10 protein-coding genes are annotated in these 25,984 nt (G+C 45.1%); 5 read left to right on the top strand and 5 right to left on the bottom strand.

Annotated elements, in window-relative coordinates; translation table 11 throughout:
• Positions 1 to 399 precede the first annotated feature (399 nt).
• Positions 400 to 3,573, top strand: a complete 3,174-nt coding sequence (locus ACSAZK_RS15925; protein WP_440955023.1) for a hypothetical protein — start codon at positions 400 to 402, stop codon at positions 3,571 to 3,573.
• Positions 3,570 to 15,227, top strand: a complete 11,658-nt coding sequence (locus ACSAZK_RS15930) for a LysM peptidoglycan-binding domain-containing protein (protein ID WP_440955024.1) — start codon at positions 3,570 to 3,572, stop codon at positions 15,225 to 15,227. The genes ACSAZK_RS15925 and ACSAZK_RS15930 overlap by 4 nt, the downstream gene beginning before the upstream one ends.
• Before the next feature lie 492 nt (positions 15,228 to 15,719).
• On the opposite strand, the gene ACSAZK_RS15935 is transcribed toward ACSAZK_RS15930, so the two are convergent.
• Positions 15,720 to 16,160 (bottom strand): DUF2267 domain-containing protein, encoded by a 441-nt coding sequence (locus tag ACSAZK_RS15935; RefSeq protein WP_440955025.1) that lies wholly within the window; start codon positions 16,158 to 16,160, stop codon positions 15,720 to 15,722.
• Positions 16,161 to 16,589: 429 nt separating this feature from the next.
• On the opposite strand from ACSAZK_RS15935, the gene ACSAZK_RS15940 reads away from it, so the two are divergent.
• Entirely contained in the window at positions 16,590 to 18,053 is a 1,464-nt protein-coding gene (locus ACSAZK_RS15940; RefSeq protein ID WP_440955026.1) for an insecticidal delta-endotoxin Cry8Ea1 family protein, read from the top strand.
• Between the two features lie 174 nt (positions 18,054 to 18,227).
• Here the strand turns inward: ACSAZK_RS15940 and ACSAZK_RS15945 are convergent, their stop codons facing one another.
• Positions 18,228 to 19,532 carry an acyltransferase family protein gene (locus ACSAZK_RS15945; protein WP_440955027.1) on the bottom strand — a complete coding sequence of 435 codons (1,305 nt, stop codon included), beginning with the start codon at positions 19,530 to 19,532 and terminating at the stop codon, positions 18,228 to 18,230.
• Positions 19,533 to 19,982: 450 nt separating this feature from the next.
• On the opposite strand from ACSAZK_RS15945, the gene ACSAZK_RS15950 reads away from it, so the two are divergent.
• Positions 19,983 to 20,180 carry a YwbE family protein gene (locus ACSAZK_RS15950; RefSeq protein WP_440955028.1) on the top strand — a complete coding sequence of 66 codons (198 nt, stop codon included), beginning with the start codon at positions 19,983 to 19,985 and terminating at the stop codon, positions 20,178 to 20,180.
• 221 nt (positions 20,181 to 20,401) lie between these two features.
• On the opposite strand, the gene ACSAZK_RS15955 is transcribed toward ACSAZK_RS15950, so the two are convergent.
• The 3 genes from ACSAZK_RS15955 to ACSAZK_RS15965 all read right to left on the bottom strand — a co-directional run bounded on the left by ACSAZK_RS15955 (position 20,402) and on the right by ACSAZK_RS15965 (position 25,507).
• Entirely contained in the window at positions 20,402 to 22,471 is a 2,070-nt protein-coding gene (locus tag ACSAZK_RS15955) for an S-layer protein domain-containing protein (RefSeq protein WP_440955029.1), read from the bottom strand.
• Positions 22,472 to 22,886: 415 nt separating this feature from the next.
• Entirely contained in the window at positions 22,887 to 24,326 is a 1,440-nt protein-coding gene (locus tag ACSAZK_RS15960) for a DUF1254 domain-containing protein (RefSeq protein WP_440957046.1), read from the bottom strand.
• Positions 24,327 to 24,742: 416 nt separating this feature from the next.
• Positions 24,743 to 25,507 carry a GTPase gene (locus tag ACSAZK_RS15965; protein ID WP_440955030.1) on the bottom strand — a complete coding sequence of 255 codons (765 nt, stop codon included), beginning with the start codon at positions 25,505 to 25,507 and terminating at the stop codon, positions 24,743 to 24,745.
• Between the two features lie 66 nt (positions 25,508 to 25,573).
• Here ACSAZK_RS15965 and ACSAZK_RS15970 point away from each other — a divergent pair, with 66 nt between their 5' ends.
• A complete protein-coding gene (locus ACSAZK_RS15970; RefSeq protein ID WP_440955031.1) occupies positions 25,574 to 25,747 on the top strand; it encodes a hypothetical protein in 174 nt (57 codons plus the stop codon).
• The last annotated feature ends 237 nt before the right edge of the window (positions 25,748 to 25,984 follow it).

A 25,984-nucleotide genomic window follows, 5' to 3' on the forward strand; every position in this document is an offset into this window, starting at 1 on the left:
AAACGACTTATTGAGATTTGCGATTTTACAGAAAATTTGGGACACTAGCGGAGGTTGGGTATGAAGTTTTTCAAACAATATACTAATGTACCACGTTTATTCGTGGGCTAGCAGGATACAAAAGACAGAGGATGGGTAGCAGCAGTTTTGCCAGCTGTTATAGATGAAAAAGAACTGTCATTGTAGGATGCTTGGAATGATGAAAGAGTATCCTTTGTCTTTAGTTCTGAGAGACCCACAAGCGAAGACGATGCGCAGGTTATTTTCCAAAAGGTTCAAAAATGCCTGGCAGAGGGGGAAATTTCCAGAAGAATTGTCTGGTATTCGAAAGATGTATCAGGCATCCTTCCAAGTTTTGGCTTTAACAACAACCACTGGAAGGTGGATCCACCGCTGAACATGCCTCTAGGAGAGGGAATTCAGCTTAAGATCGACGCTAATATGCTAATTTCCCTCAACGACGAGACAATTTGTTTAACAAATGGTAAAAACTCATCTATCCACTTTAAAGGCTCGAAAGTGCCTGAAGATAATGGATCTTGCGGAGGACATATAGACTTCAGTGGACCAGAAAGAGGATGCATTGTTTTTGAAATTGACATTTCTCCGAAATTCCTTTACGATGAATGGTTCTGGGGATTTCAATTTCAGGTTCCTGATCCTAACAAAGATCCGCCTTATATTGCCGAATGGGCACCTTTTGCCGAACCTGAACTGATTAATAACAATAGTGATCTGATTCATTTTTCTTGTGTTTTCGATCCAAGTGACGTTTTCAATCGAAAGCTCCCTCGCCGAACATTATTAAAATTCCGTGAACAACCCCTTACAAACGCCTATCCAAAAGATCTAAAAGAGAATCAACGAATAAGCCTTAAATCTTATTTCCGAACAACAACCGGTGCCGTTGTTACTTTATACCCTGTCTGCATCGAGCAAGCCAAAGAATCTGATGAGGTCGCTGCTCTTGCTTTTGCCCTAAGAACGAATTTAGGTACAGGCGATCTCTATGTCACCCCTGTGGGAGATTTTATTGTTTCAGCACCCACCGCACCTTCAAGCAAAAGATCGCAGATTATGTGCGGCTTGCAGGGTAATGAATTTATCTCCCTTGAGCCTGTTTCTGAAGAGTATGAGGGAGATCGCCTGCGGTTTATAGGATCTCAACCATCATATGGCTCCTCTTATCCACTGCAGCAAGTATCGCCCGTGGGGCCACCCGTTGATCTTGACAAAGAAATGCTTGAGAATACTTTTATTACTTCATGGGTAACCGCCGTCTGTGCTCAAGGTTCCTCCCAAAAACCTGTTTATGTGGCTCAACCCAAAGGCGCGCCTCTCTATGGTCAGGATCCTGTCATCAATCAAAATTATAATAACCTGCTAGGGGCCATGCATCCGGGAACAGAAATTGCCGAGAGCGAATCGGGTTTTCCAATGATTCCCTATGCCGGTGTTTCCCCTGGGGACGGGCAGCGTAATTTTGATAGTAGTTTAATCGGGTTATTTGAACGTCAATTTATATCACCTACCAGAAGAAATAAAATTGGCGCTGGAGAAACGATTTCTTCAGCCCTGGGTCATCAACCTACTATTAGAAAAAACGGGACTGAATACAATATCACCACTCCATCCGGCTGGCTTGTAACTATTAATGATCAGGGGGAATGGGTTAAGATCCTACTTGCCCAATTAACCCAGCCAGTGGAAACCCAGTTCTCTTTTCAACATTTCTCTTTTCAACATCCATCTCCAGAACTCAAACAGGCATTCCAAACTGCTGATCCAATGCTTGTAGTTACCAATCCAAAGTTACTGGGAACAATGGGCAGTAATCCAAATGCAGATTTTAACAATACACTCAATATCGAAAATTGGGTTTTATCTGTTCAGGTAGGAGAAAATTGCCGGTATGGAGACTATGCCAATGTTATCATAATCAAAGGAGTAAAAGGCAAACTTTTCGATCCAACAAACACACCTGAAAGCCTGATTGCTAACCCGGCAAAATGGACCCAGAAGGAAGATTTCGCCGCCCCGAATGGCAATTCATCTGAACTGGTTCCCCTATCCCAATGGTTACTTGATTATTTTAGTCAGGCAGCAAAAAAGACAGATTCCGACCCTGAAGCACTTTATTTCGAAAAGTTTAATAAGATCACTCAGGATGAAAACTGGACAGGCATTCTCGTATTACGTGCTAACATTAAGGAATTGCCCGAACAGATGAAAGGTACTATCATTGGAATCGATGATTATTCCCAATTCTACGCCCATCATTTAGCCATAGAAACCGGACAGATCACCCTTGGTGAAAATGGCGTAGAATTAAAGGATTCCACCTCGGTCTACGGCCTGATCTATTATAGTGACCCGGCATATGATTCCTCCAAGCCCGAACAACCCGTAGCTTCCAATACAGGGTCGGACTATGATTTTCGCCTGCTGACTCTGAAGGTCCTGTTTGAAAATTCGTCGATCAAAAACTTTCAGAGCTATGCCCAATTAACACTGAACAAGTTCTTCGGCAGCCGGGTAAATGCAATGGGCGAAGGCGGCAATATTTATAATTCAATCATTTTGTGCGGAACTCTCCATGAACATGACGGTGCACCCGTTTATGGTCTTGGCTCGCTTAAGGACCATTCCTATACTTTTCTGGTCGACAACAATGTGTTTAACAAAATTGAGATCACCTCTGCCCAGATGAATACCCGGCAGGCTACTGCTGATTGTACAAAAGTATGGTTCGGCCTGACAGGCTACCTGGATTTTGCAACTCTCAGGAACGGGCCGGAGAGCGATCCCGACTCCTTAGATATTGATCTGTTCTCTTTTGGCAGCACCGACGGAAAAACCCCGCGTTCAGGGCTTCACTTTTCCAATCTTGGCCTGGCAATGACCTATCCCCCCGACAAACCTGAAGACCGCAATTTTGAGTTTAACACGGATGAAATCCGCTTTGATCTCGACTCAAGCACAATTCGGGAAAACAGCCTGTACAAATCCTTTGCTCTGGAACTTGAGAATCTAATCAGTGGGAAAGATAAGGACAACACACCTTCTAAAAAAGGTTTTTTGAAGATGATTGCAGATTTGCGGCTTAGTGGAGTTGGCGAAGAAGAAACCTGGTATGGTTTAAAGTTTCGTTTGAATCTGGGGACCCCCGGAGAACTTGCAGGCAAAGTTGGACTGAATGCCGATCTACTTTTAGCCTGGTCCACCCTTGGAGGCAAGGATAATAATTACAAAGTTGAAGCAGGTCTACATTTGCCCGGGGCTTCAAACAGTGCAAATATGCTAAGTATACAGGGAGTTTTAAAACTCTCTTACGGGCCTTTGCGGCTTATCTATGCCAAAAATCCAAAATCGCCATCTGGACGAAGTTTCATGCTGCTTTTGACCGACATTGCCCTCAAGTTTTTGGGTATAATGAAGATTCCACAAAACTCTTCGACCTGTTTTTACCTCTTTGGAAACCCGGAAAGCAAAGGAGAAGCTAGTGGGCTGGGATGGTATGCTATGTATAAGAATCAAGGTGAGAGCAAGAGGAAAGTGAGGGTGGTAGAATGAATATTAATCGACTTATTAATGAATTTCAAAAATATGCTACCGATGAAAACTCACTTATTACTGTCAAGGGACTTGAGAAGCTGAGAGAAATACTCGCCACGGAAACAAATCTTAGTATTTTCTTTACCCGCGCTGCTAATTACGGACACCAAGCAAATACGCTAAATATTCTAAAACGTTTTATCGGATTGGGATACACCGGTATTATTCAGGTAATCTACGATATAGAGGCAATTAAAAAACTGGCGACTTTACTCCCAGGACTTGATCCCGAAAATCCTCAGCAGATGCAACTCGATAATGTGACTCTAACTTTCCATTCCTTCACTGATGAAGGTCTCAAAAATCTGAATCCAGCACTGATCTGTGTTAATGGGGGAGCCGAATTAACAGAAGCCAGTGTTAAAGGTTATACTAATAAATTCAAGGTAAAATACTACCTGCAACTACAGCCATATAAGTGGGAGAAGTGTGATGCTCCTAGCCTGTTATTGATAAGAAAGGATGATAATAATGAAGATGTTGTAAAACTTAGTACAGAACCTGCGCTAATTAAATATAAATTCAACGAAAGGGCGTTCTACACCAAAGTAAAGCCGCTAGAAAATAAAGATTGGGAAGATTTCGAGAAAGTACCCGATATTGACCGTAAAATGTTGCAACGAGCCCAAGTTATAGTGAATTCGACGGAAATCAACAGTCGTCTTCCAATACATCTGATTCCGATATATGGTTTGGACCCAGGTGCTGTTATTGGATATAAACCATTGATTGCCGCTAATCACGCCATTTTATTTGACCTTATTTGTTGTATCAGCTTGGCCCAAGATTCTAACACTTCTCCAATTAATGACAAACCTACAGTCATCGCCGTAATGACTGCTTTCCTTAACGAGGGAGATTTTTGGAAAAAGATGGTGAAACTTTTCGATGGCAATATCGATAACATTACAAAAGACTGTCCTCTATGTGATCTTTCTTTAACAGAACGGTTGAAATATTATTCAAAAAAATGGGCCAAAGATAAAGGGCTAATTAATGGTAGTAGGGTTAAATTTTTTTCAGCGGCCTCAGGATCCGATCTAGAGAAGGTAATCGAGCAAGCCAATAAAACAGACATCATCGTTACAAGTATTTCAAATATGCCGCAATCACTGTTTAATTATATGTATACTAGATCTACTCTACCATGCATATTTGAAGGGCAGGCGACTGCCAGTCTTTTGCTGAATCTCGGTCTACCTTACTGGCATATGGCAAGATCTGATATCGTCCCTTATCCGACAACACCCTTAATAGAAAATTATATTAGTAATCTGACTGAAAAGCTTGCTTCAGTCGTCTATGCCCTTCAAATTGGCTACTGTTCTCGTAAAGATGAAAGAACCACTGAAGATACCGCAAATAAACTGGGGGAGCTTGCCAATTATATCATATTATCTAGATATCCTGATTCGCTCCTATATAGATATTATCAATCAGTTGCCAGCGTCTACCATCGGGATGAGAACGACAAGCTTCTGATGGCATTGCTTTACCTAGTTAACAAATATGAAATTTCTGAAAGAACCACTATTGCTGCAGCTGCTAATCCCTTGGAAGCTTTTTACACTAACCTCCAGGAGAACGACAGCAATGGAACTTTGAATTTCATTCCAGGGGTGCTCAGCCAGGGTACTCTTTATGACTATCTGACTGGGGTCATCGGCGACTCAAAACTTGAAATTGGTGATGCTGAGAATAAGGTTGCCATTGTGTTTTCGGAACCGAAAGATAAAATTACCGTTGACGGCGAGACTAATTCTTTTGCTGACGTCAACCTGCCTTTTCACCTGGAATTCACGTCTACTGAAGACAAGCAAAATGTAAATGCGCTTGCTTCCTTACAGCTTGGAAAGACTGAGTTTCCGGGAGTTTCCTGGTTTTCATTAAATAACACTGTAATTAATGTATCTGTGCCCGACAACGGTGACCGGATTACGGGCAAAACGAAATTTCAGATTAGTTTCGGAAGTACTGAAGTCGATTTCTCAATTGATTTCCCAACAGATAATGATGTTGTTCTCGCCACTGGGGACTTCGGAAACAATCCCCCAGCAATTGAGGATCTCTTCCAGGTTCTCGGCGGTATAAATTTCGTTCAGTCTTTTCCGGCACCACTTAATGTTGCGGCAGATCTGGGTCTGAAAAGCCTCTATCTTGGGTATGATTATAATTCCAAAAAAATTGATTCCTTCAATGTTAACCTGGAAACGAAAAAATCGTGGCCGCTTTTTGGCAAATTGACTCTGGACAAACTCGACATCAAAGTTATTGTTTCAGACCCCATGGGAGAGAGGGCTGTCTCATGGCGTGCCTCCAGTTCGTTTATGATTAATCAAGGACAGTTGGATGTAGGGGTCGCCTATCCGGATTTGACGGTTTCCGCCGTTATGTCAGAGGATAGTAAACCTATTCCCGTCGGTGATGTCCTTACCTTCTTCCTTTCGTCTGACGTGACCTTGGATCTTGGTACCAACATTTCTAACTTTTCATTGATAGTCAAGCCTGGTGACGGGAGAGTCCCGACAACTTACTTCGTTGATACTTCTTTGGAAACTGAATCCTGGAATCTCACACTGAACAACATAACTTTCGGCATTGCAAACTTGGGTGTTAATGTCAGTGATGAAGGTAGCGGTCCAACAGGAGAGCTCTACGGAAGTACAGTCCTTTTCAAAGACGACCCGGAGGAATTGTTATTTTCCCTCTCTGCCTCCTTCAAAGGAAAAGACAACGGGTGGCTCTTTGAGGGGCATCAAGGTGACAATCCAATCCAAGTTGGGGCGATCCTGTCGAAGTACGTTTCACTTGATTGGGCAAGCAATATCCCGGATATTGATGTCAGTGACCTGTATTTTAATCTGCATACACCGGCAAGCAATGGCGGTGAAACTGCTGATTCGAATGGTTCTGGGATTGCTCAGGCCTATGAACTTGGCGGAAGTGTGAAAGTATGGGATACTCCTTTAGGCGATAGTTTTAGTAGCACCATAACTGCTAAGTTCGGTTACAACAACGGAAGCCAATTCATTGGCCCTTCCTTGCAACATATCAGCAGAGCTAAAATGCCTGTTTTTATAGATGAGGTTTCACAAAATTTACCTGTTTTGAATTTCATGGAAGAAAAGCTTGGTCCTTTCGGCAAGGTCAGTGCTGAAATTCAATGGAACGATATCGACCTTGTTGTTTCCTATAATTTTGAGCCCACAGTCAAATGCTTTGAGGTTACCTGGGGTATCTTTACCGGCAAAATTGAAGAAAAGGAAATTATAAAAAAAGGAGAAGTCGAAAAGCATCAAATTGCAACTCTGGGTTTCACTAAATCCACAACTCTCGGGAGTATGATCGAAACCATGGTTTCCTGGGCTACAGGTTCGGAGTTTGGGCTTGCGGCGCCGTGGAATGTACTTGACAAAATTCCCCTGAGCAATTTTGAACTTGTTTGGGATTTTACCGATGAAACCGTCAAATTCAAAGTAAATATCGGTCCCATTGATCTTGGGTTTGGCAAGATCAATTCGATCGATGTTTGCTATGACAAAGATCCTGAAGAGCCGTCAAGAAAACGTGTTATGATTGAACTTGATGCTTCCTTTGTCTGGGGTGACAAAATTCCTGCATGGGATGCAACCAAACCTGAGAACACACCTTCTCCAAGCGGCAGCGGAAACGGATACCTTGACCTGAGCCTTTTAGCTATGGGGCAGCACGTAACTCTTGGGGAATTCAAGACAGCCGATACGGTACAAAAAGCAATCGTGTGCATGGAAAAACTGCCCGAACCCAAAACGGGGGAAATTCCGGCAATTACATTCGATGCAAACAGTTCCTGGTTATTCGGTGCGGATTTTAGGATTCTTCGCCTTGATGCAAACAAAAAACAAATACAAAATAGACTGATGCCAGCATGTACACTGGAAGAAGAAGTTCCAAAGTACTTATTGACCCTGCAAACCGTCTTTAATGACCCTTACCTGTACGGCTTGCGCCTTGCTTTGGACGGTGACGCGGCAAAGGTCTTCAAAGGGCTGGATTTCCAGATCATGTACAGGAAACTCAGCGATAGTGTTGGACTTTACAGCGCTGAAATAGTATTGCCCGACGTCATGCGCTACCTGACTATCGGGGCTTATTCAATAACATTGCCGATTTTTGCCATTGGTATTTACTCAACCGGGGATTTCAAGTTAGATCTCGGTTTCCCGTGGAATGTAAATTTCTCACGGTCCTTTTCAATTGAAGCGATTATCGCTCCAGGCATTCCATTGGTTGGATTAGGGGGCATTTATTTTGGGAAGTTACCTCCGGTAGCAGCCACAAATTTACCGGTCACTACTAAAGGACATTTCAATCCCATACTCGTTTTAGGGTTTGGGGCACAGTTGGGCCTGGGCAAGACGGTACAATACGGCATATTAAAAGCCGGAATCAGTTTGACTATATTTGGTATACTGGAAGGGCTGCTCGCCAAATGGAACCCATATGACAGTACAAGTGCAGGTACTGGTGACAAACTTCAGCTCCAGGGGGATTATTACTTCTGGATGCAGGGGACTTTAGGGATAATCGGCAAAATCTTCGGCACTGTTGATTTTACAGTGGTCAAGGCAGATGTGAATATCACTGTAGTGATATATGCTCAAATCACCTTTGCCGCATACCAACCTATCCCCATCACAGTTGTAGCATCTGTAGATGCCACTGCGTCGCTGGTGATTAATCTGGGTCTGTTCAAGATAAACTTGCATTTCAGTTTCTCTGTTATAATCAAGGAGACCTTAACTATTGGGGCGCTCCAAAATCCTGCTGATGCGCCGTGGGCAGTTGAAGGTTTACCCGGTCAGGGACGGCTGGCAGGACCTCTGCACTGCAGATTGCGGGACCATAGGCTGGCATTAACGGGTACAGGAGGCATTGAAGAAATTTCACCTGACTGGTCAAGACTGACTAAATCTGTAACCCCGGTAGCATTAGAAGGATACATCTCTTTTGCATTAACTGTAGCTGGTGATCGGGCTTTTGATGACGAAATCCTGGATCTATCCAAACAGGGTCCCTGTTATATTGCAAGTACGTTTATTGATTCAGTACCAGCAGCCACGGAAGACGATTTTACAAGCGCGAGAAAGGCTGAAGGACTTGAGGATGAGAAGGATACTTCTTTTGAAATTCTGGCAAAACTGGTAGCTCGCTGGGCTATTGCTTCAATTCAGAATGAAAATGTAACGCCTGAACAAGTGGATGCTCTAGTTATAAATGACAAAAGTTTAGAAAATCTTCTTCATTATTTAAATAATCCTCAGGAATCTATTCCTATCCCAATCCAAAGCATTGAGGCTTTCCTGTCGGACCAGATTCAACTTACCTTATCCATGCCAAAAGTCCAGGGAGAAGCAAACGCAGCTTTCTTCCCCATGCCCCTGCCTTTGACTCTGGAACGATCCGCCTATGGTGACATTCCCGCTCTTTCATATAGCCTCGATAAATATAACGCCATTGATGAGGACTTCATTTCATGGCTGAGAGAGTACTTTGGTCAGTTGGCGGTGCAGGTGCAGGAGGAAAGCGGCAAAAAGGCAAAAGCTTTAATGTTAAGCGACGAGCAAGAAAATTCGGTTGGCAGCTTTATCTTCACTGACTATTTCAATTTAATCATGAGCCAGATGCTGCAAGCTTTCCGCAGCGGCCTGCGTGATTTCAAGAAACCTATCAAGTCAGGCGATACAGGCAACGAAATCGTCAAATGGGTAAACGATACGGGCGCGATAACCCAGGAAGAAGACAAATTTACCCTTAACGATCTATTCGAAGGTAACGCCAATCATGAACTGAACGAAGGCTGCAAACTGACTCTGCATTCTGTGGATTATACTGTCCAGGCCGGAGATACCTTCCAATCTATTGCAACTCGGGACAAATATGGAAATGCCTTTGATGCTGAGACCCTGGCTAAAAAGAACGCGGATGAAAGCGGCCTTCTGGCCGACGGACAAAAGATCATCTATCCAAACAAGGATGAATACACTGTAAGTGGATCAGTCTCTTTGAATGTAATCGCCGATAATTTCAAAGTTTCTTTGGATGAATTATTGGCTAACAGCAATATTCTGAACGATGAAAAACTGCTGAAGCCCTTTGTGTTAATCACGCTTCCCGACTTTAGCTACACAACTAACGCTGGAGATATGTTAAGGTCTGTAGCCAAAGCCTATGGTATCACCATTGAGGACCTGGCAAGCATTGACGATAATGGTGAAATTAAGGATTTATTCTCGGACAGCGAACTTTACATTGACCTGGTTCACCTGCCCCAATTCCAGGTTGGAGAATTGATAAAAGAGGCGCAGCGTTCCAAAGCGTTAGAGCATCTTTCCTGCATGGTTTCACGTTACTATTTCCATGGGTTGCGCTTGCCTACTGATAAGATTACACCCAAACAAGAGGGAATGTGGGTTACAAGGGATGATAACGGCATCCTTAGTCTCCCCGCAGCCGCTGGTTTGTTCGCGTTAACCGGGCAACAGATGGCTATCCCTCCGCTTGGAACCGATCCTCTGGCCTTTTCCATAACTCGACCAAGCTCCGGTCTCGACTGGATACAGTTTAAAGACGGAGATCAGCCTATTCATACTCTATCATTATCCATCATGCCTCAGGATCCCGAAAACTACAGTGACGCACCCCAAGACGACTATCTTCGGATCCAGGCCCTGCACAACTATGCAACCCAAAATCCTCTAGACCTGGAGCTGCAGTCCATCGGGCCTCAATGTATGGTAACCAGCAATGAATCGGTATATCCTTTGTCCTCATCCATTCCCTGGCATTCATCAACTCCTATAACTTATCCAGACAAGGGAACGCCTGAAGGCGACAGACCACGCTTATGGTATTTGCCCGGGGCTATGTTGTCGCTGCCACGCAGCGATGCTTCTGAAACCGATCCGTGTCCCTGTTTCGACCTTCAAACGCACCATTATAATGAAGCCACCGGGGCAATTGAGAAATCATCGTTGAATTATTATGGATGGACCACGGCAATTGAATTTACCATCAAGCGCCTGCCGGAAATTCCCGTTGAGGAGGCAGTTAAAAAAACCTGTGCCTATAATAACACTTATGAAATCATGGGTGCCAGCGGGCAGGAGGTTGTATTACTGGAACGGATTGTCCAGTCCGTTAAGGATGGTGAAATTTCCCAACTGGTCCTGGGATATAGGCCTAACAGCGGTAAGGATGCGGTACTCCGAGCCGAGACAGGCTCCAGAATCATGATGGGCATATCGCAGGTTAACCTATCGACTGTCACCCGTCCTCCCGGCACAACTGCACATGAACGTTTGAGGGCAGAGGAGATAGACAAATCCATACTATTGAACACTCCTACAGAATTCGTCAGGTTACTATGGGAAGCGAGTATTACGCGGGCTGGCGGGTTCTACTTGTATTATTATGACAAGGTCGATGGTGGGCTGTCTGACTTAATCTTCAATGACAAAGACGAAGCTGTGGTCACTCTGATTGTTATTTATGCACCTGAACAAAAAGATCGCTTGCGCTCCCATATGAACTCTGTTTTGATCGGCGATCCCATTGACATGTCAACAAATGCAGTTGTCGCCCAAACGTCTTCTTCCAAGGTTTCTCACGTGGTCAAAGTCGGTGAGAGTCTGAACTCGATTGCGGCTCGATATTACAGTAACGTATTGTCACTGGTGCAAAACAATCCGGAAATCTCCTTTACAAAGTATGCAACTTTTACGTTATCCAATGGAACCTATATTTGCACTGAGGATGGTATCAAATTGGCTGATATCGCCAATCATTTCGAAATGGATGAAACGGAGATTAAAAAAGCAAATCCACGTTTGGAAGAGAGTCGATGGGCAGATGGTCTGGGTGTAGGCACTCCTATTCTTTTGCCTAAGTCAGAGCGAACTGTGGGTGTGAGCCCGGGCGGTGAGACTTTGCAGAGCCTGGCGGGCTATTACGGTTCAAGCCCTGCAGCGATTGCAGGGGAAAACCAATTCAAAATCGATTTGCTCTCTATCGGGCAGCAATTAAATCTTGACACTGGTCCATTAATGCAGGCTGGATCCACGCTTCCGGATGTACAGGCCATCGGTGTTACCCGAAATCCCTTGCCTGAAATCCCTTATGATGATCCCACCAATCCTGATTACGCTAAAGACTATTTGCTCAATCTCTATACAATTCTTGGAGTAAGTGTTGATGGGAATCAGGATTTCATCGAAAGCAATATCGGACTTCCTCTTGGCCCTCAGGTCAAATCACAACCCGATAATATGGACAAAATTCGTGCTGCAAAACCTTCGAATGATAAGGACCTAATATATTCGAAGTCGATACTCTATTCGAAATTACTTAGTGATGGAGACGGCAAAACCACGACAGAAGTAAAGCCTTACCAGTCCAACGGCCGATTGTTGCAGATTGATTACTCGTGGTATGACATATTTGGGAACCGTTTGTTTACTCAAATTGTCCAGAACATGGAAAACTCTGTTAGCACGAAAAAGCCGGTTCTGACCGGTTATACTGATAGCTTGGTAGGACTGTCACAATGGCCGAGCACATCAGCTCACTGGACTGTGGCTGCCAGCAACACTCCGGACGACAACTTCTTGCTGACCATGACTATCATTTTTGATGCTTCACCGTTTAAAAGCGAAGAAAGCGAATCCAACTGTTGGCAGAATAGGGCACAACCAGAAGAGTATGAACCCGAGCCCTGGCAGATTAGGGCACGTACTGCCCTGACCACCTATGAGCTGTTGCTGAATCAATTGAACGATCCCAATGGAATCAATTTCTGGTTCGAGACAAGTCTATTGACTCATCCATTGCCGGTTCCAGTAGATCAGACCGGTTTAGGTTCTCTAGCATCCCCCTCATCTGGTACTCTGTTGTACAAGTTGACCAGGATTAGGGATTATTTGAAAGATTGCTGTGATTGGACGGGTGGCGACGTTCCGATTCCGCCATCGAAATCAGACAGTGAAATTACTCTTCAGGTAAAAGCTGATAAGACTTATTTAAGAGATGAACAACTTTTTAAATTGAATTTCCAGTTTGTTATTGAACGAACCAGTGGGGTGGCTGAGGGAGATTTTGCATCCATTCCTGCAATTAAACGAATTGCTACACCAGTAACACCCAAAACCACAATCAAAGTGAACGAGAAACTGGCATATGGAGAGGATACCGATAAGCCAGGTCTGGATCTATTTGCAAAAAGTATAGAAGACACCCTATCCGTGACAGGAAAATATACCCTAACTGTGGCCACGGGTGTTGATCGATTCGAATCTGATGCAAGTGGCAGTGCTGCAGCCCTATGGATTGTGAGGCTGGGAGAAGCTCCCTACGAGGGAATCAGTTTTTCGATCGTTGATAAAAGTTTGCCTCAAATTTTCGCCCCTCGGCCGATTTCCAATAAACTTCTTACTAGAGAAGCGGACATTTATGCTTACACCTTGGCAGATGATTTCGATCCCAAAGAGGATAAATTCATTGGGACTCCGCAGACACTGACATTCACCGATATCGAGCTGGATAAATGGGTACAGCAGCTCTTCAACGATATTGACAACCTGCTGTCCCCCAAATATGTCTCATCCATATTGGTAATCGATCAGTATATGAAAGAGAACCCTGAAGAAGGAGTAAGCAGTTTCCTTGACAGTTTCAAGACTCAGAAGGAATATCTAGCCAAAATGGCGAAAGAATTGATGAGTCCAGTGTATAAAGAACAACCTCAAGAACAAGACCCACTGGTTTCTGCAAAAGAAGCTCTGTATCAGGAACTGCTGGTCAAACTCTCTAACCTATATTCAACCCGTGCCGCAGTTTCCTTTAGTGCGGAAGTAAATGCCAAAATTTCCGAAGAAGGCAACGAGTCAGGAAACTCGCCTCAGTTATTCGGTAACATCGTTTGGTTTGATTCAAAATCCGCGAACAGTCAAGTTACCTTAACATCACCTAAGTTGATTTTGAATGAAAACTCCACACCTTTAACTTTCCTGGTCGAAGCACCCGACCAAACCAAATGTAAAAAATTACCCCTGAATTTGAGTTTTAACGGAGCTTCCATTGAGCACCAAATTTCTAGCGTTCCCGGAATTGAGGATTACAAAGCTTCCACCTGGCTTGATTTTGTGAGATCTGAAACTGCCGAAAAATTAAAAATGAAATTGGGAGAATTTGAAATCCCCATGTTTGAGCGTTCATTCCCCCTAAGCCCCCGAATGGATATTCAGACCGGTAAAGCAACTTATCCAGATGCGACGGAAATAAGTGATTTGACAGCTTGGGATTACACTTTTACTTATTCGCAGGATTTTCACTATCCTCAGGACAGAATTTACGGGAAAATAGAATACAACCTGAAAGACAACACTAAAGTGCTTCGGGAAGATTTCTGTGATGCTTTCCAGGCCCTGGCACAGTTCGCCACATCCAGGACAAATTTAGAAAAGTTACTTGAGGAGAGTGTCCCAAAGATTAATGCTACCACATGTGATGCTACCACATGTGAAAAAACAGATGACGTTGAGACAGCTGCCAAAGTGCTCAGCGCTTTTTTAAAGATGGTAACTGACGTAACTACACAAACCAGTTTATCCGGTAGTTTTGACTTCAAAGCGCCATTGCCTGCAGTGGTGGGAGACGAAAATCCTTCTTACGCATTCTTTATAGAAGAAAGTACCCAGAAGGTTTCTCTTAACGGGGAATCAGAGCCATCAGATGCCTGGGTCGTGACAATTGTTTCCGAAAACGAAATAGAACCGAAAAATCTTGGAGATTATCCATATGTAACTATTGATGGATACAGTTATGAGCTAGAGTCAGAGATTTCCGAGCCCGAAAAAGGGAAATACGCATACTGGTACCACTTGCCAAAGGATAAAGAGGTGCCATTGACTGGTGATAAAGCTCAAGTTATCCCTAAGCGCACTATGGTGCTGCCTGGTATGCAAATCCTGCAATATCAAGATGCAAAGGCCACAGTTTACATCAAGCGGAATGAGGAATTGGTGACAGGGCATCTGTCTGATAACAGGTTTGTTTACCAAACACCGAATGTTACTTTCTCTAACCCTATGCATCCGACTATAACAACGGATCAACTTGTGGATATTGCTAAACTGGACAATTCAACTGGCGAGCCAAGACCCTTAAAGGAACATCTTAAAGCTCTGTTCAATGAGCTGTTCCAAGGCTATTCTGCTGAAGATGTTTCTGCTGGAGATGTGACAATTCAAATGGAGGTCACATATAACTTTTCGATAATCAATAGCACATCTAAGCCAGTATCACCTGACCTGGTAGTTTCCAACTCAATTCTATTGCAGCCACCACTTATGGTTTCAATAGAATCTCTCACACAAGATAATATGATATCTCAACTGGCAGGTGGCATTGACCATTGGTTGGCAGAAAACAATCCTATAGAAAGTAACGCAATTTTGAAACTAAAACTTTCAATCATGTCTAACTTGACAGACCAACAAACTCCTTTGATTACTTTAACAAATCTATCACTATCTATGGAGGATATAGCTAAAAAAAATAATATTTTGATACAGTGAAATATCTTATTTAGTAATTACTCAATGGCAGTGTGCCGATTTTTCTGTAAAATCACAAATCTCAATAAGTTATTGGGCCGAAACTTCAATATCAGGAGATTAATTTCTTCTGCTGTATACAAAAACTTGACTTAAAAATTGCAGCAAATTTGCGACACTGCCATGAATTTCACGGGAAAAGCCGCTCGGCTTCGCGAGCGGGACAAGAACGACCGGGATACATTATTCCGGTTGCTCTGGCTTTTTCCACCCTCCTCACCAAACATTAAACTCTCCATAAAAGCAGGGATCGTTTTAAAACAGGACCAAAAGCCGGGAAAGGAGTCGTTGAAAAACAGGGAATTTCAAAAAAAATTAAAAACTCTGAAAGCCACTTTAATCGTCCGGACTTTCATCTTCTTAATTTTTCTGTTGAGGACAAAATAAAAAATTGAGCAAAAAAAGAAGACTCTTTCAAAAACAAATGCAATTTCGGCACGTATCAGTCATTTTTCATTGTTTCAGCTTGATCTCCTGTGGGAACAGTTCCTGGATGTCGGCTGGCATATTGCTTCTAACGTCTCCGAGTTCGCCTTCGCCCATATGCTTGTACATTACACGCAGGACTGCCCGGACAACTTCTTCAGGGTTAATTTTTTCATCAAAGTTGAATTGTTTGTGGACAGTTCTTACAAACTCTTCTTTGTGTAATTTCTCCGGTTTATCCCGAAGGGTCCAGCCGTCATAGTACATGCCTTTAATCACAAGGGGCAGATTTGCCGAAAGCTGGACTGCTTCTTCTATCCGGAGCCTGTCCCTGAGTGTATGCAGTGTGCCCCGAAGTGCCTGGTATGCGCGTTTCTTGCTCTGCCACTGTAACTGGTCAAGAATGTCCTTCAGCCAGACATTGGTAAGCTCGATACTTTTGTCAAGGTTGGTTACACCTGTAGTCATTCCATAGCCCCCTTAATTTTGAAAAAATCAATGTCATCTGACAGAATCAGGTTATGAGCTGTATTTATATAATTATATCTAGGACGAAAATTCAAGAGAGAAAAGAGGGGCAGAAAAGAGGCTTGGGGTTATCTCTCAATCCTTTTTGAGTTGTTTTCGGAAAAATGGAGTCAGGAGAGTTTGGATAGGAGGAAGATTTTGGGTTGGGGGGAGTTTTAAGGATTTTCAACAGATTCTGAAACAACTTTCAATGGAACATACTATAAAATATGATAAAGTATGTATATGTTGTGCAATAAAATTTCGCCTAAATGGTGTATATTCCTGAAAATTTGAACCCTCAAAGTGTAGATCGACCAATCTTCATGACTTCACGAGAAGTTTATGGAAAAATATTATGGAATTGAAAAAATTATGGGGAGAATCGTAATGAGTGATAATCAAGTTATGGCAAGAGTTCGGGTTACGGAGGACGGGCTTGAACATGTAGTGTATTCCACTCAGGTTGACTATGAGTTCGATTATAATAATGCGGCAAAAGTGGTCATATCCGCATCACTCGGTAAAATTCCGGTAGTGGGTTTTGCTTTAAGTGCCCTTGTCGGGATCTTCTGGCCGGCATCGCATGTGGATGTGTGGGCGGAAGTCAAGGAGAAAGTGGAAGCACTCGTTGACCGGAAAATCAGTGACCTGGTTTACCAGCAGGTCCAGGAAGACCTCAAGGGCTTGCAGAACAACATGAATGAATACTTGTGGGCTGCCAGGACCTCGAAGGTTAAAACGTACATATCCGAGAAATACAACATCGTACTGGGGGATTTTCTCCAGCAGCTCCCGCATTTCCAGTCGAAGGGTTATGAGCTGCCTTTGCTTCCGCTTTTTGCGCAATTTGCAAACATGCACCTGAGCCTTCTTCGGGATGGTATTTTACACGGGGCTGACTGGGGGTGGACAGAGGAAATACAGCAGCATACCCGCGAGCAGATTGTGGACGCTGTCAGCTCTTACATAAAATATGCCGAGAAGATTTACAACGATGGTTTGCAGGATACGCAGAAAAAGGCGCCCAGCAATAAGCATTATACCGAACCGTTTAACACGGTAAACAAATACGTCCGGGAAATGACACTTACAGTCCTGGATTTCAAGGACCTGTGGCAGTATTTCGATCCTGTGAAGTACCCCACACCTGTCAAAGTCTACCTTTCCAGGGAGATTTACTCCGATGCGGTGGGGACGGCTGATGACAGTGGCGGGATTAAAATCCCCTCTCCACCCGAGCAACCGATCTCAAATGTTGAAGTCTGGGGCTGGGACCGGATTGATGCCTGCAAGGTTACTTATCCGGAAGGCGGAGGACCTGCCGGGGTTACCCGGACAGAGCGCATGGGCAACGAGAGTGGTGGGAGTTCAAATCCTCCTCACGGAGGGGTTTTCGACCTTTCAGGATCTGGTCCGATCGTGAAGGTTACAGCCCGGTCCACCGACATTCTAAACGCCTGGTGGTTTACCTTTAAAGACGGCTCTACTAGCAACAAACTCGGAGGGAACTATCCCGGCGGGACTGATTACGTCTTTACCTATCCCGGGGAGGTTCTTTCAAGCATCAAAATTATGGGAGTAAGCTACTATTACAGGAGTGCGGACTGCGCTGTTTTTGGCTTCAAGTTTGAAAAGGACTCAACCCTGCCGGACCCGACTGTTTTGCTCATGATGTATGTTGCCTCTCCCTCTGCAATTGAACCCGAAGAACTGGCAACCTATGTCGGATTGCAAGACTCGGAAGAAGCCAGTGAAAAGATTCGCGCCTGGATAAAGGACTACCACTGGGATGATATCCGTGAACGCCGCTGGGCTAATATTCGTGACAGTATTGAAGCAGGAAAAGTTTGATAGCGGTCTTAGGGGCTACAGGCTACAGTTTCTGATTTGATGTGGTCTGATCGACTTGATCTGATCTACCTGATTTGATCTGACATGGTTTGATCTGAATTCCGCTACGCTAATGGAATCCGGAGCATCAGTCCTGGTGTTCCGGACATATTTTTCATCAGGTAATTCAGGCTTTTATTTGAATATTTTATTATATATTGTGAAAACAGTGTTTGACAGATTTCCCTGCTTTATGTGTCCGGAGCTTCCGGGTTTGCGGGAATTCAGCAACCAGTTATAAAAACTCTTTGACAATTTCACACCTGTCATGTCGATGTACCTGTAAAATAGGTAGCTTAAGAGTATTATTATAAACAATGATGAAAGGCATGAAATTAAAAACGCTTCTCCGTATGGCAATACCGGGTACAGGGCAAGGAACAGTGCACAGGTGAAACTGCTTATCACTAGGAAGTGTACAAGGTAGAGGGAATAGGATATTTTTCCGAGGAAGGCCGGCACGGGAGAAGAAAAAACATTTTGAAGCCATGGGCTGTTCAATAAGACGTACATTACCATGCCTGCGCCTATGATATGATAGGTAACCAGGGGTGTTCGGAAGAGGCCGTTATCGAGAAAGCCGTATAAAGAATTGCCCGTGAGAGGGCTCATGGGGTAGGACCCGAGAAACAGTCCCGTAATCAGTATGATGGACAGGATTGCTTTGTTGCCTGCTTTACTGCCTGCTTTGTTGCCTGCTTTATTTTCTGCTTTGTTGCCTGTTTCATTTCCTTTTCGATTAGCTGTTTTAAATATCGGCAGTTTACTGTTGAAGATGTCGGCGAATAGCATTCCTATTATAAATGCCAGGTAGTAAGAGTTGAGGAAAAGCAGGGCGGCGGCAAGGTAGAATGTCCAGCGGCTGCGCAGTTGTCCGAAGAGGAGCGACATCGCAAAGACGAGCATTGAGCCAAAGAATTCTATTTTCATCGTCCATAAAACCGGATTGTAAACGGTCTTGCCCCCTACAAAAAAAGCACCCCAGACAGTCTGTTTAAGTGCATCCAGAAGGTCCGGGGTAAAGGCCCAGTAGCCGCGGTAATTGCTGCCTGCGGAAATCATCATGGTTTCGAGATAATAACGGTATAGTCCGGCTGATGCCAGTAAGTATGATAACATTACTGCTGCGAATACCGGAATAAACAACCGTATATACCTGCGCATTGCGCTGCTTATAATTATGCTGCTGTCCTTCATTTCAAAATACTTATGGGTCAGCACAAAACCGCTCAGGATGAAGAAAATGCACACCGAAAAGTTCCCGGCTCCAATCAATCCCAGGGGTGTGCTCGAAAAAACAAGGTCCAGGTTTCCGAAATGTGACGGCAGCTTACTCCCGTAGATCATAGCCGGGGCTAATGCGACAAAGAAATGCATTATCATAACGTTGACCGCTGCTATACCCCGCAGCCCATCGAGATAGGCGATTTTCCCGGTCATTTTTATCTTCCTTATCCTCCATTATCCTCCGGCTCAGCCGTAGCAATCTTCTTTTTCGATTTTCATTTTTATGGGTTTCGCCTGCGAAAACCTTTACATCTTCTACTAAACAAAAATCTTAAGTCTTTTTAATGTTTTCTGTTTCTTCATTGTTTTCGCATAAAATCGTTAAATTTCATCACATTTCTGGCAAAGAAGTTTTCACGGGTTTTGAAACAAATCACGATTTTATCCAGTATTTTTTCTTCGTCAGATTTTTCACTGGAAAAGCCGCTCGGCTTCGCGAGCGGGACAAAAACGACCGGGATACATTATTCCGGTTCCTTCCGGTTCCCTCAGATTTCCATGAAAACCCTCCTCAGACCTGCCATCCGCCTCAGTTCCAGCTCCCTCAGTTTAATCTTCCTGTTAATGTATACCCTTATATAATCTCAGACTCACCTTCCCACCATGAACGCAGGCACTACCAGATCGAACATCAAACCCGGCCTGAAAGTAGGAATCGTCTTAAAAAAGGACCAGAGGACCGGGAAAATAACCCAGGGTATCGTAAAGCGAATTCTAACCAAATCCCCGAATCATCCGCACGGCATAAAGGTTCAGCTGGAAGACGGACAGGTCGGAAGGGTTAAGGAAATCTATTCCTGAGCAGGGAAATAAGCTCCTTTTCAACCTTGTTCAACCCTTTTCAGTCTTCATTCCAGATTTTCCCTATTCTTTCCCGCAGGCGGTTTGCTTCCTGTCTGTTTTTCAATGCCCTGTGGCGTTTTGTTCTTTTTTTATTCAAGTTCTTCTTAAACGGAAAAAGCTGCTTTATCCAGAAAAGAATTTGAAAGAGGGAAGGGTAAGAAAAACCCTTCACTCAGAATTTAGTTCTTCCTCCTGTAGAGGTAGACGACTGCAAGGAGTCCGACAAGGCCAGGGACAATTCCGAATCCGGGAGTTCCTTCCCCTTCTTCTTCAGTTTCTCCACCAGCGGTGTCGTTGCCTGCAGTTTCTTCTTCAGTTTCTTCTTCAATTTCTTCCTCAGCCTGTTCTTCAGTTCCGTTCTCGCCTGAAGTTTCGGTTACGTTCTCTCCGGGCTGGGTTTCGTTCTCTCCCATTTCGGTTCCATTCACTTCAGGAAGCCCTGTGGTTTCGTTTATTTCCCCGAGAATCCTCACAACGAATGGGAAGTACCTGAGTTCCTCGACAGGGGTATCCCCGATTTTGAAGAACATGCCTTCAGCGATTTCTTCTTCGGAGTCCAGGGAGAGGGTGAAGGTGTTTTCATTGCTGATGGTAAGGGTGTCGCCCTGGATTGAAACATCGTCGAGCTTCCCGAATTCGTCATCAGATTCGATGGTCCTTGCGTTTGCGTAGTCAATGAGCCAGATACCTTCGATCTGGGCAATGCTGTCGATCGCACCCTGGAAGACCTGGTTGACGTGTACTCTGAGGACAAGAACATCGTCTTCGTCCTCGATATCATCGAGTTCGACGTCCCAGGTGCTGGCAGTAGTGTTGGAGCCAGTGGTAGTGGCAACGGAGATGATTTCGTCATCTACGAATTCGCCGTCCCTGGTGAATTCGAGCCAGACTTTCTCCCCTTCAACATCGACCTGTTTGGCTTCGAGCGAATAGTTTTCCCCAAGCTCGAGGATTTCGCCGGTCCTCAGGGTGTACTTTTCATCGCTGTCAAGGACAAGCTTTGAGAGTTTTTCGGCCCTGTTTTCCTTGAGAGGGACGTATTCTTCTGCAAAGAATCCTATAACAGGGTACTGGTCCCAGCCTTCATCTGCGTTGAAGTATTCGTAGTCAACTTTCTCAATGCGGGTCTCGTAAACGAGGTTGCCTTCAGGAATCACGTTTCCGTCAATGTTGGAGACACTGAGGGATTCTGTTTCGATATTGTCATCGAGGTCGTAGAAGAAGCCTGCAAAGCTGGATGCATCCCAGGTGAAGTTATTTGCACTGAAGGAGGCTGCTCCTCCTATGACATGGATGCCCGGCTCTTTGATTTCCTTCATGAGATAGAACCTGAGCACATCGGAGCCGGTGTCAGCTGTCCTGAAGGACACGTTTTCAAGAATTTTGTCTGTGCTGTCCCTGGTAAGGGTGATTGTATCCTCGTTGGTTAGCCTGAGGGCTGGTCCCAGGATGGCAACATCATCCAGTTCGCCGAATTCATCGTCAGATTCAATGGTCCTTGAATTTGCGTAGTCTATGAGCCAGAGCCCTTCGATCTGGGCAATGCTGTCGACCGCACCCTGGAAGACCTGGTTGACGTGTACCCTGAGGACAACGACATCGTCTTCGTCCTCTATATCATCGAGTTCGACGTCCCAGGTGCTGCCGGTAGTGTTGCCCCCTGCGACTGAGATAATTTCATCGTCTACATATTCTCCGTCCCTGTTGAACTGGAGCCAGACTTTCTCCCCGTTAACATCAACCTGCTTTGCCTCAAGCGAGTATCCCTGTCCGAGCTCAAGAGTTTCCCCGGTTCTGAGGGTGTACTTATCATCACTGTCAAGGACGATCCCGGCAAATTTGTCAGCCCTGTCAGGTTTGAGTGGGACGGCTATCTGTGCGCCGAAACCGATAATGCTGTAGTTGTCCCAGCCAGCAGCCGGGTTTTCGTATTCGTATCCGATCGGCTGAATCGTGGTTATGTAAATGAGGCCACCTTCTCCAATGATGTTGTTTTCAGTTCCCGGAACATCGACAATGAGAACAATCTCTGTTGACACGTTATCGTCAATGTCATAGTAGAATATCGGAAATCGAGAACCATCGATTGGAAGGATGGTACCGTTGCCGTATGTATCAATAATGTCGTCGATATCAGTGCCGTTGAACACTGAACTGCGGACCTCAATTACATCCTGTGCATTTGCGGCTGGTGCAAATGCAGTAAGAAGCATGAGAACAGCCAGTGATACCACTGCAAATCTCTTCATTTTATTGTCCCCCCACGTTTGTTAAGATATATCGTTTGTAAGAAGAAGTGTCTGGATCAAACACTTAAAGGGTTTCAGCATTACTGCTTTTTGCAAGTCGGTCCTTGATGGTCCACGCTGGTCCATGCTGGCATACAATTCTTTAATCTTTAGTTTCCGGCTCATGGGTCTGGAATACCACCTGTGAGTACATTGCAGGGTTTTGAGAGCTCAGGCAAACCGGACCGGAAACTACTGAATATTCAGCGTCTGCTATTTTGAATGGGAAAAGCCGCTTCGCTTCGCGAGCGGGAAAAAGAACGGCCGGGATGAAACTATTCCGGTTACTTTGACTTTCATGCCAAAAAAGGAGGTCAGGGGCTTTTTGGCCCCATTTTGCAATCTTCTGTTAATTCACCACAGCGGCGGAACCAGCTCATTTCACCCGCACCGGCCTTGGCATATTGTATGACCCGTCGATAATGGACATCTTCGGCCCGTAGAACCTTGCCGTGAAGCGGAAACCGCCTTCAGGTGCCGGAAGCCAGTTCTGAACCCGGGCAGGATCGGATGGCTTCTCGTGCTGGACGTAGATGGTGAGCTTTCCGTCTTCGATGTGAAGGTCTTCCCGGTCGACCATGAAACTGCTGAGTGTGTAGCGGTTGAGCTCGTTGGCAACGAAGTAGCCGTCGGCGTCGTAGATCGGGATGGACCAGAATTCGGTCACTGGAGGGAGCTCGTCCATGTCGAAGCTGAGGGTGTAGCTGTATTTGCCATCCAGGTTCTTGCCGTCGGAATCTAAGAACAGGAACGCTCCGACGTGCGAAACATTAGAGTCGGGACCTCCCCATCCCGCATCGGCCATGACCGCCCGGGTCAGGTACTCGGTGTCAAAGCCCCCCTCGGCATTAAGAACCATCCAGCCGTTCATGTAAACCAGGTTTTCCTGTGTCGCTTTCTTGACCTTCTTATGGCCGTTTATGAAACCCTCGGTAAGTGCATTTTGCATTTTTCGGTCCAGTTTGGACCACTGGAAGTTCTTTCCAGGCCCGATGCCGATCTTCGACAGACGGGAGAGCATCTCGGCTTCCTTTTTTGAGTCCTTCATTAACGGCATGCTGGGGTCGTTGAGCACCAGGTTCATGTAGGTAAAAAAGTCCTCTGCGGTCTGCCGGTCAACCTGTCTGCTAACGAGTTCGGCCATGCGGGGGAAGGTCCGGTAATTTCCGGGGTAGAGCTCCTGGTCTTTCCTGGAAACTCCCCTTTGTCCGTTGTCAATCCATTTACTCAGCGGTGTGATGGTGCACTGGTCCTGCAAAGCGTTGATATGGCGCACTTCCTCTTCACTTCCCTCCATCATAGCGATCCGAATATTTGCAAAAGCCGTCCTGCTGGGCGCATGAATCACTTCCGTCGTGGCAAAATCAGCCGGGATTTTCCCGCCCCAGAACTCCGGTACGATGAGATAAGCCCTCGCCCGGGTACCGTTGAACTGGTTTCCTGCGTACAGGAAGTAAATTCCGTACTGGTCCATGAGCTGCAGGCTGAAATAGCGGTCTGTGATCTCAGGCACTTCCATAACCACAGGCTCCTCCTGCAGGTCAAGGAAAGCCGTAGCGTAGAGCGTTGTGGCATTCGGCGTTACTATAGCCTTGAAATCGGGGGTAATAGGCTTTCCCTCGTTGATGAAATAGTAGCGGTTAATCCCCACGTAGACGTTGCTGTCCTCTGCCTGGGTGTAGTTATAGCGCGTCTCGTAGAAAATGACCTGCTGCAGGCCGTAAAGATAAGCCTCTTCAGCGATTTCCGCAACTTCCGCCATGCTGCTTGTTTCGGGCGCACTGCCCGATACTTCCCTGAACTTCTGTGCAATCATACTTCCCAAAAAATTACCTCCCATTTATTGACTCTCTGAACCCCAAATTCAGATCGTGTTACTTGATAATATTATACTCTCTTTTTTATAAATCGCTTTTCTGAAGTAGATTCCGTTTAGTGTCGAGAGGGTCTTCTTTTTTCCATCCCGGGAAAAGCTGCTTCGCCCCGTGAATGGGAAAATGGAGCGGAAAATACAGGGAAAAAGGAGAGGGAAAATGGAGCGGAAAATACAGGGAAAAAGGAGAGGGAAAATGGAGCGGAAAATACAGGGAAAAAGGAGAGGGAAAATGGAGCGGAAAATACAGGGAAAAAAGTGAGGAAAAAAGAAAGGTTGAAATGAATCTATTATACGTTCTTCCGTTTCTTCCGGCCACCCCAGCTACTCTGTTTACCCCGGTTCCCGATATCTGCTGCTCAAATCACAAGCTGGCCGTGTTGCCAGTCGTTGATTATCCTCACAGCTGCCCTCATTTCGTCAACTTCTCCTTTCTTTTTCAGGAAATTGCACTGGTTGCCTATCATTTCGAGCACATCATAGGAGTCCTGGCCTTCTATTGTGACGTTATAGAATGCTTCCAGGGCCTTTTTGTTTTCAGTGCAGGTTTTTTCTATTATCTTCAGGGCCACACCGATGGGGTCCTTCAGGTGGGTCGTATCCTTTACTCCGAGCAGGCCCTGGACGTATTCGTCGTGCTCGTCAAAAGGTATCACGCCAGGGGTGTCGATGAAACGGATTCTTGAGCCTGCGTTCACAAGCTGTACACCTCTCGTATGACCGGAAATTGCGGAAGTGCTGGCTTTGTTTCTCCCGGTCACGCCGTTTATTACCGAGGACTTGCCTGTGTTGGGGTAGCCAAGGGCTCCTACCAGGATGTCTCGATCCTTTGTGCTTGCGACCTCCAGGATCTTGTGTCTCAGCATCGTTGTCCCGTTCTTTTCCTTTCCTGACACAAAAATCGTAGGGGCGATTTTCGAGAGTCGGGACTTGCTTTCCTCAAGTTTTTCATTCGAAACGAGGTCGCATTTGTTGAGGACTATTATAAACGGCTTCTTTGCCCGTCTGATATTCCGCTCGACCTCGCTGTTCCGGGTCTCGTCCGGAAACCGGGCGTCTACGACCTCAAGAAGGATGTCGGCTTTCTTTATGACATCCTTTACCATCAGCTTGTAGCTTGTCATGAGGGGTGCTATGGCGCTTTATGATATAAGGGTGTGGGCGGTGTGAGTATAGCAGCAGGGTTGCAAATGCATGGTATAAAAGGAACGTCCAGGGTTCACCGAATAGGCAGAACCAGGGACATGTGCCGTTGCTATCTGGACGTAACTGTCCCTGTGGGCTGTAAGGGAAAGGATGTCGGCCCAGGCCTTCACCTGAAAACCATGCTCCAGACCTCTTTACAGATATGTAAATACCTTTGACTGTCTAAAGTCGATATATAAATCGATAAATATTAACCACAAAACATAAGTGTATATTTATAGTAGTTAACTCGATAATCGTTCTTAGGGTGATTTTAATGGTGGATGAACGTGGTTTATGGGGGAGACCGAAATACGAGATTAAAGCTCATCAGAAACGAATCAGCAACACGATCTGAATCAAGTCAACCGTGGTAAACAACTAAATCCCAATCAAAAACCAGGCACCAGGGGCGG

This window comes from Methanosarcina sediminis, from assembly GCF_052056915.1.
Taxonomy (GTDB): Archaea; Halobacteriota; Methanosarcinia; order Methanosarcinales; family Methanosarcinaceae; genus MTP4.

What these genes read in the sequence shown, in the direction of transcription:
- ACSAZK_RS15930 (WP_440955024.1), top strand. Translation starts at nt 3,570, where the DNA reads ATGAATATTAATCGACTTATTAATGAATTTCAAAAATATGCTACCGAT.
- ACSAZK_RS15940 (WP_440955026.1), top strand. Translation starts at nt 16,590, where the DNA reads ATGAGTGATAATCAAGTTATGGCAAGAGTTCGGGTTACGGAGGACGGG.
- ACSAZK_RS15955 (WP_440955029.1), bottom strand. Translation starts at nt 22,471, where the DNA reads ATGAAGAGATTTGCAGTGGTATCACTGGCTGTTCTCATGCTTCTTACT.
- ACSAZK_RS15935 (WP_440955025.1), bottom strand. Translation starts at nt 16,160, where the DNA reads ATGACTACAGGTGTAACCAACCTTGACAAAAGTATCGAGCTTACCAAT.
- ACSAZK_RS15945 (WP_440955027.1), bottom strand. Translation starts at nt 19,532, where the DNA reads ATGACCGGGAAAATCGCCTATCTCGATGGGCTGCGGGGTATAGCAGCG.
- ACSAZK_RS15970 (WP_440955031.1), top strand. Translation starts at nt 25,574, where the DNA reads ATGCATGGTATAAAAGGAACGTCCAGGGTTCACCGAATAGGCAGAACC.
- ACSAZK_RS15960 (WP_440957046.1), bottom strand. Translation starts at nt 24,326, where the DNA reads ATGATTGCACAGAAGTTCAGGGAAGTATCGGGCAGTGCGCCCGAAACA.
- ACSAZK_RS15925 (WP_440955023.1), top strand. Translation starts at nt 400, where the DNA reads ATGCCTCTAGGAGAGGGAATTCAGCTTAAGATCGACGCTAATATGCTA.
- ACSAZK_RS15950 (WP_440955028.1), top strand. Translation starts at nt 19,983, where the DNA reads ATGAACGCAGGCACTACCAGATCGAACATCAAACCCGGCCTGAAAGTA.
- ACSAZK_RS15965 (WP_440955030.1), bottom strand. Translation starts at nt 25,507, where the DNA reads ATGACAAGCTACAAGCTGATGGTAAAGGATGTCATAAAGAAAGCCGAC.